At 65.0% G+C, this 6,480-nt stretch carries 10 protein-coding genes; 6 read left to right on the top strand and 4 right to left on the bottom strand.

What is annotated here, in order from left to right; translation table 11 throughout:
* The first annotated feature begins 71 nt into the window (after positions 1–71).
* Together AOK24_RS06890 and AOK24_RS06895 are read left to right on the top strand one after the other, a co-directional pair.
* Complete coding sequence (locus AOK24_RS06890; RefSeq protein ID WP_240553704.1) at positions 72–653, top strand: class I SAM-dependent methyltransferase; 582 nt, start codon at positions 72–74, stop codon at positions 651–653.
* 10 nt (positions 654–663) lie between these two features.
* Positions 664–1,197, top strand: coding sequence for a GNAT family N-acetyltransferase (locus tag AOK24_RS06895; RefSeq protein ID WP_055719161.1), 534 nt, complete (start codon positions 664–666; stop codon positions 1,195–1,197).
* A 70-nt stretch (positions 1,198–1,267) separates the two neighbouring features.
* On the opposite strand, the gene ribD is transcribed toward AOK24_RS06895, so the two are convergent.
* Complete coding sequence (ribD, locus tag AOK24_RS45480; RefSeq protein ID WP_079056701.1) at positions 1,268–2,176, bottom strand: bifunctional diaminohydroxyphosphoribosylaminopyrimidine deaminase/5-amino-6-(5-phosphoribosylamino)uracil reductase RibD; 909 nt, start codon at positions 2,174–2,176, stop codon at positions 1,268–1,270.
* Between the two features lie 2 nt (positions 2,177–2,178).
* A complete protein-coding gene (locus AOK24_RS49575) occupies positions 2,179–3,600 on the bottom strand; it encodes an NsdA family TPR-like regulatory protein (protein WP_206191156.1) in 1,422 nt (473 codons plus the stop codon).
* Positions 3,601–3,861: 261 nt separating this feature from the next.
* Here AOK24_RS49575 and AOK24_RS06900 point away from each other — a divergent pair, with 261 nt between their 5' ends.
* From AOK24_RS06900 to AOK24_RS06915, 4 genes are all read left to right on the top strand, one after another.
* The gene (locus AOK24_RS06900) at positions 3,862–4,044 is read left to right on the top strand and encodes a hypothetical protein (protein ID WP_133258312.1); all 183 of its coding nucleotides are present in this window, start codon (positions 3,862–3,864) and stop codon (positions 4,042–4,044) included.
* Positions 4,041–4,262, top strand: a complete 222-nt coding sequence (locus tag AOK24_RS06905) for a hypothetical protein (RefSeq protein WP_055719163.1) — start codon at positions 4,041–4,043, stop codon at positions 4,260–4,262. Before AOK24_RS06900 ends, AOK24_RS06905 begins: the two co-directional genes overlap by 4 nt.
* Entirely contained in the window at positions 4,262–4,450 is a 189-nt protein-coding gene (locus AOK24_RS06910; RefSeq protein ID WP_055719164.1) for a hypothetical protein, read from the top strand. The genes AOK24_RS06905 and AOK24_RS06910 overlap by 1 nt, the downstream gene beginning before the upstream one ends.
* Positions 4,451–4,613: 163 nt before the next feature.
* Positions 4,614–5,039, top strand: a complete 426-nt coding sequence (locus AOK24_RS06915; protein WP_159051806.1) for a hypothetical protein — start codon at positions 4,614–4,616, stop codon at positions 5,037–5,039.
* Positions 5,040–5,156: 117 nt separating this feature from the next.
* Here the strand turns inward: AOK24_RS06915 and AOK24_RS06920 are convergent, their stop codons facing one another.
* Complete coding sequence (locus AOK24_RS06920) at positions 5,157–5,930, bottom strand: hypothetical protein (RefSeq protein WP_055719166.1); 774 nt, start codon at positions 5,928–5,930, stop codon at positions 5,157–5,159.
* Between the two features lie 198 nt (positions 5,931–6,128).
* A partial coding sequence (locus tag AOK24_RS06925; RefSeq protein WP_206191157.1) for a PucR family transcriptional regulator occupies positions 6,129–6,480 on the bottom strand: 352 nt, incomplete at its 5' end.

Raw genomic sequence — 6,480 nt, forward strand, 5'->3', positions numbered from 1 at the left:
GGGGCGCTGCGGGCGGGGGGTCGGGTGGTGTTCGGGCGGGCCGTCAATCGGCTGCTGCGGGGGGTGTGAGCATGCTCGCCCACTGGGAGGACTGGTTCGCCTCCGGGCGCGGGTTTCGTGACACCGATGCCGACGAGGTGCGGCGGCTTGTGGAAACGGTTGCCGACGTTTCTCCCCGGCGCGCTCTCGACGTCGGCTGCGGGCTCGGCACGTACGCCGCCCGCCTCGCGTCCCTCGGGTGGGACACCCTCGCCGTCGACTGGGCCGAGTCCTCCGTCGCCGCCGTCCGGGACCGGTACGCCGACCTCCAACCCCGGCTGCGGGTCCAGTGCCTCGACTTCTCCGACTCCGGTGCTGTGCTGCGTTCGCTGCCTCGCCGGGGGTTCGGGCTGGTGACCATGCGGCTCGCCCTCGCGTTTCTGCCGGACAAGGCCGAAGTCGGGGGTCTGGTGCGGGAGTTGCTGGTGCCGGGTGGGGTGTGGCTGGTCACCACTCCTCTCGCCGGGCGGCTGCCCGACGCGCGGCGCCACATCGGGGTGACCGCGCAGGACGTCGCGGACTTCACGGAGGGGTGGGGCGAGGGGAGTTGGTACGACCTTCAGGGCGGGCTCCGGTGCTTCGTACTCCGCAACAGCCGTACGGGCGTGCGGTAGCTTGCCCTGCATGCCCGAACTCGGTCCCGTCGCCTGGCCGCCCCCGCCCATCCGTACGGAACGCCTCCTCCTGCGCGAGTCCGAGGCGCGGGACCGGCCGGCGTTCATCGACCTCTTCTCGTCCCCTGAGGTCCGCACCTACCTCGGCGGCCCTCACCCCCGCGACGACCTCGAACGCACAGCTCCCGCGACCCCCGGCCGCCGCCCCGGCTTCTTCGTGATCGAACTCGCCGGTTCGATGATCGGCATGGTCACCCTGGACCGCCGCGCCCCCGAACGCCCCGGCCACCTCCTCCCCGACGCCTCCGAGCCCGAACTCGGCTACATGTTCCTGCCGTCGGCCTGGGGCCACGGTTACGCCACCGAGGCTTGCCGGGCAGCCCTGACCTGGTTCACCGCCACACTCCCCGCCGAGCCGGTCGTCCTGTGCACCCAGACAGCCAACACCCCCTCGGTCCGCCTCGCCACGAAGCTGGGCTTCACGGAGGTGGAGAGGTTCGAGGAGTACGGGGCGGAGCAGTGGTTCGGGGTGTGGGGGCGGTGAGCTGTGCTGGCTGATCAAACCGTTTTGGTGGAGATGAAACCCGAGTAAAACACCGGTTTCCTAGGGCCTTCTAGACCAGCTCAGGAATGCTCACCGTGCGCACATAATCTCCGCAGCGCGAAACTCGACTTAGGCGGTAACCCTCATATGGTGAAACCGCAGATTTCGGATTTTCTTCGGGAGAGTACGACGGAGGAGTGTACGGAATGTAGCTGATCACGCGATCTGCCGTTCCCGCCAGCGCAACCAAGTGCGGATTCCTTGGCACACCTTCGATGAGTACGGTTCGCGCCCCTGTCTTATTCAGTACGTCGGTAATCTCAGTGATACTCTCACCCAATTGGACGCCTGGAAGGTGAAATATGTCGCTACTGTGAATTCCGGGCCTACCTTCTTCGATTTCCCCGCCCTGACGGATAACGATGTCGTACGCCTCCCGGAGAACGCGCAATTCATCAGCGACGACGCCCTGAGCCTCGCTCGGAACTGGCACGCCGGTTTCGCTCGCTTCGTGAATCCACGTAAAAGCTGGACGCGAATTGCTTAGAGATTTCAGCCATGGAGCGAGAACTAGGAGCGCTTCATCCTTGAGGAAATCTTTTTCAACCTCAATCCCGGCTTTGCGTAGGAGTTCCGCGCCGCCTTCACCTCGCGACGTCGGGTCCATGACTGCGATGAGAACTCTGGACACATTCGCGGTAATCAGCGCTTCACGGCAAGGAGGCGTTCGGCCGTAGTGATTGCAGGGCTCCAAGGTAACTACTGCCGTACCGCCTTCTGCTCTCATTCCTGCTGCTAGCAGCGCGTTTACTTCGGCGTGCGATTCCCCCTTGCGCCGGTGATAACCTTCGCCGACTGTCCGCCCGCGGGAATCAAGGATTACGCATCCAACCGGCGGATTAGGACTGGTGGAACCAAGCCCCTGAGCTGAGATTGCGATAGCGCGTCGCATGGCCTTCAACTCGTACTCGTTCGCCATGTTCAGAATCCAGTTCCTTCCTCAATGGCGTCAAACAATTCAGTGACAGCCTGTGAAGTATGCACTCTCCCAAGCGCATTGACTGCGGTCACAGTCTCTCGCATTGTGCGCATCGAGCCAGAAGCCTGCGCGATGCTCAGAGCTGAATCGGCTTGGGCTGCCGCCTGGTCATACTCCTGCACACCCGTATACGCCAAAGCTAGCCGAGACTGCGCCAGACCTCTGTCACGCTGATAGGCATCCGGAAGCTCATCCAATGCCGCCTCGAAGATTGGGACTGCAAGGTCAAGCCGACCAAGAGTAATCCAACAATTCGCACGCTGAATCTCAATATAACTCGCTGTACAGAAATCCCCGTGGCCCGATTTTGCGTCACCTCTGGTATCCGGCGAGGCCGCGAACTCGTGAGCTTCGTCCAGACGGCGATGACAGGATAGTTCGTCTCCGTCAAGCGCGTATCCATGTGCCTCTTGTTGCATAGCGGCAGCCCTTACAGAGGGAGTGAGGACAGATTCGTTCCGCTGGACTGCTTGAGCGAGGCTGATCGTTTGGGCTGGATTCTTCCGTGTCGTTGCCTGCTGACTCTTACGGAAAAGCGTCCACATCACCATGGACTGATCACCGGATTCGGTAGCCCATTCCATTGCCCGACTCGTCCATTTTACCGCGTTCGGCATATCTGCCGTGTCCTCGTGGAGCCATGCCGCAGATTCAGCGTACTGCGCTGCGAGCCTCAACAATCCGATCCGCTGACCACCTCTGGCATGTTCTAGCATTGACTCCAGAATCGAGAGCTGTTGGTGAACTGAAGTCAGGGCGTGGCGCGGGCCGAACAGGTTGTCTGCTCTCACGAGAGAGTGCCACATTTCCCTCAGGTGTTCCGTTGCCGCTTCGACTCGGTTTGCATCCATCTTCGGCAGCACGGTCCCGATTGCGCCACCGATTAAGGTGCGCCGGTCGATAGGCATTACTTGCCTCCTCCCCTCGATCCACACCGAAACCAGGACCACGTCAGACGAGTCGCCGTCCACAGGAAGAACGTGGGGATCGTCCGCTGCTTCCTGGTGTGGATCAGGATAGGTCTGGGGCAGGTTCCGGCCACCTTCTACCAGTGAACTCTCCCATGAGCGCTGTGGAAGCCCAAGCATCTCACCTGGGATTCCAAACCCATCAGCAACGCGTTCGATCACAGCTTGCCCGCGAATTCCACGGACGCCACGGATGATGTCGCTGACGCGCGAACTGGTCATCTTGCCAACTGCGGAGGCAATTACGGCATAGCTGGAACCGGTGCGTCTGTTGACGAGACGGAAGATCTCTTGGAAGTCACGGATTGCGCAGCCTCGGCGCATGGCTTCGCTGTGGAGCAGCGCGTCAGGGATCGTCAGCGCGTACCCGCTGCGTCGGCCCACGCGATCGTCCATGAACGCCCCCAGAGAGACGGAAGTGATCTCTTGCCCCAGAGTAGCTCTGTGCACCCCAACGGGGTTCCCCAAATGGGCTTGCGGGGTTCCCCGTTGGTCGTTCTCTGAAGCCTCTGAGTCGGTTGAAGCTCTTCAGACGGCAAGACCCCCGCGCCGTGCGACCGGCCGGGGGCGTGGCCACCAACCACCAGGAGGTTGACGACAGTGCCCAACGGTACAAGCGAAAAGCCCGAACAGCCGTACCCTTCCGAGCCGTTCATCATGCCCAAGGTCATCGGCGATTGCGCCGACTGCAAGGGATACGTGGAGAAGTGGATCAAGCACACTGCCAAGACCTCGAAGACCGGTGAGCGGAACAAGGACTACGACCCGTCGGCGGCGAGCGACGCGGCCGTGTTGTGGAAGCGGCACGTGGCTGAGGCGCACAGCGAGGTGACCCTGTGAAGTGGCCCAACGCCCGCGTGAGCGCCTTGGGGGAACCCCGGCTTGTCCGCCAGCTCCTGGACGGCACGGAAGAGGCCGATATGGCACCCCTGACGGACTGGCGGACCGAGTACGGCGGTGTTCTCAACGTCCAGACCGGAGAAATCGAGCTTCCCACGCCGACGTTCTCCCCCTGCCCGTACGAGAACTGCCCCGAGTGCGCGAAGAGGACCGCGTGATGATCACCGCTAAGCACATCGGGCGGGAAGTCACGGACGGCGAACGCAGGGGAATTCTCCAAACCGTATGGCTGGGACGCGCGTGGGTCCGGCCGGACGGCGGCGGCATCGAGTGGGACGCGCTCCCCGGTGCGCTGTTCACCGTCGAAGAGCGCGAAGCCGGCGCGGACGTGGAGCAACCCGTATGAGCGCGCTTCGGCAAATTGCCGTCGCTGTCAGCGTCGCGGCATGGGTCGCCACCATCGCGATCCTGGTTTCCCGTGGCGCTTCCCGATAGACGACCCCGCTCGCTGTGTCCGTTCCCCCGATGACCAGCGGGCAGGGTCTTTGTTCACCAGAGAGGATCACCCCGTGGCCATAACAGTGCGGGTGTGCAACGCGATTTCCATCCTGCCCCTGTCGAATCTCGTCGCCGCCGCAGAAGCCCACGGCGAAACCGTCCCCATCAACGACCACGCCCAGTACGCCGGTCCCGTGCGCTGCGAACTCGCCGTAGAACACGACATGGACGGCGCGCACTGCATGTACGTGAAGGAGTGGGACGACGGAACCGGAAATCTGTGGTGGCGCTGGTTGCCGAACGGAGTGGGAGAGTTCGTGTCCGCGCCCGCGTGCGAGGCGGTATCGGATGACGACGACCCCCAGGCGTGCTACCTGATCGAGGGCCACCCTCGCGAACACTCGTGGGAGATCTTCAACCCCCTGCGGGAGGAAGCCGCGCGCGATCCACAGAGCTTTCTCCCTGAGGGACTGGGAAGGAGTCCGCAGAACGAGTAGCGCCCTCATGACAGCCCCGTCCGTGAGCCGCCCCCATGGCACACGGGCGGGGCTTTCGCGTTCGGTCAGACCACGAAGAACCCGACGCGAGCAGCCGCCACCGGCCCGGCAGCCGAGCTACGACGCGTCTTTCACCACCCCCAACTGCCGTGCCAGCCACGTAGGTACGCCCCCGAGCAGCTGGAACAGCCTCCTCGCCTCCTCCCTCAGCCGCGACGCCTCCGGCTCGACTTCCGCGTCCGCGAGCGACGCCAGTGCCGGAGCTGTCCCCACCAGGTACCCCAACTCCTCCCGCAGCCGCAGGGATTCGGCGAAGCCGTGGCGGGCCTCGGTCAACTCGCCGTCGCGCAGGGCCAGTCCGGCGAGGTGGCGCCAAGTGAACGACAGCAGGAGGGAGTCGGACGCCTCGGCGGCAGCAGTGTGGGCCCGCCGATAGGCAGCTCGCGCGGACTGAGGTGAACTCGCGAGGTTCTCGGCGAGGAGTCCCCGACGGAAGTCGAGGAGGGCCCTCTGTGTCACCCCCGGAGGGATCAGTGCGGCGGCGCGGCCGAGGGCGGCGCGTGCCTCGTCGGTGCGGTCGCGTACCCCGTGCAGAGTGGACGCGTAGGCCAAGTACCCGCGTTCACAAGCGGCAGCGCCCCGCTCGGAGTCGGAGTGGGCCTGCGCCTCGGCCCCCCGCAGCGCGTCTTCCGCGTCGGCCCACCCCTGCTCCGTGTACAGGCACCGTTCGACGAGCAGAGAGGCCCGTTGAAGGGAACCCGCCGCGGTGTCGGCCGGCAGCAGGGCCACCGCGTCGACCCAGCACGCGCGTGACCGCAGCCGCCATACCGCGGTCTGGAGGGGATCGTCACCAGGGGTCGTTCCGTAACCAGACATGGCGGTGTGCGCCACGTTGCCCTCCCCGAGCACGCCTTTGAGCTGTGAGTGGTGGCCGCATCTCAGCACGGATCGTGTCACGGGGCCAAGGGGGCGGGTGAAGGATTTCACAAAGTCGGGGGAAACCGGTCCGCCGGGGTTTCACCAGCGGCAGGCCCCGGGTAGGCACTGCCAACTCACCGGAACCGCACGCCACTTGCCCCCGCCGGAGCCTCAACTCATCCTGAGCGCCAGGAAGAAGTCCAGCTTGTCCTCCAGCTTCGACAGGTCCCGCCCCGTCAACTGCTCGATGCGGCCGACGCGGTAGCGCAACGTGTTGACGTGCAGGTGGAGCCGGGACGCGCACCGCGTCCAGGAGCCGTCGCAGTCGAGGAACGCCTCCAGCGTCGGGATCAGCTCGGCGCGGTGCCGCCGGTCGTACTCGCGCAGCGGGTCGAGCAGCCGCGCGGTGAACGCCCGCCGCACGTCGTCCGGCACGAAGGGCAGCAGCAGGACGTGCGACGCCAGCTCCTGGTGCCCGGCCGCCGACACCGGACCCGGCCGCGCCGCCGCGACCCTGCGCGCG

The sequence above is a fragment of the Streptomyces niveiscabiei genome (assembly GCF_001419795.1).
Lineage (GTDB): Bacteria > Actinomycetota > Actinomycetes > Streptomycetales > Streptomycetaceae > Streptomyces > Streptomyces niveiscabiei.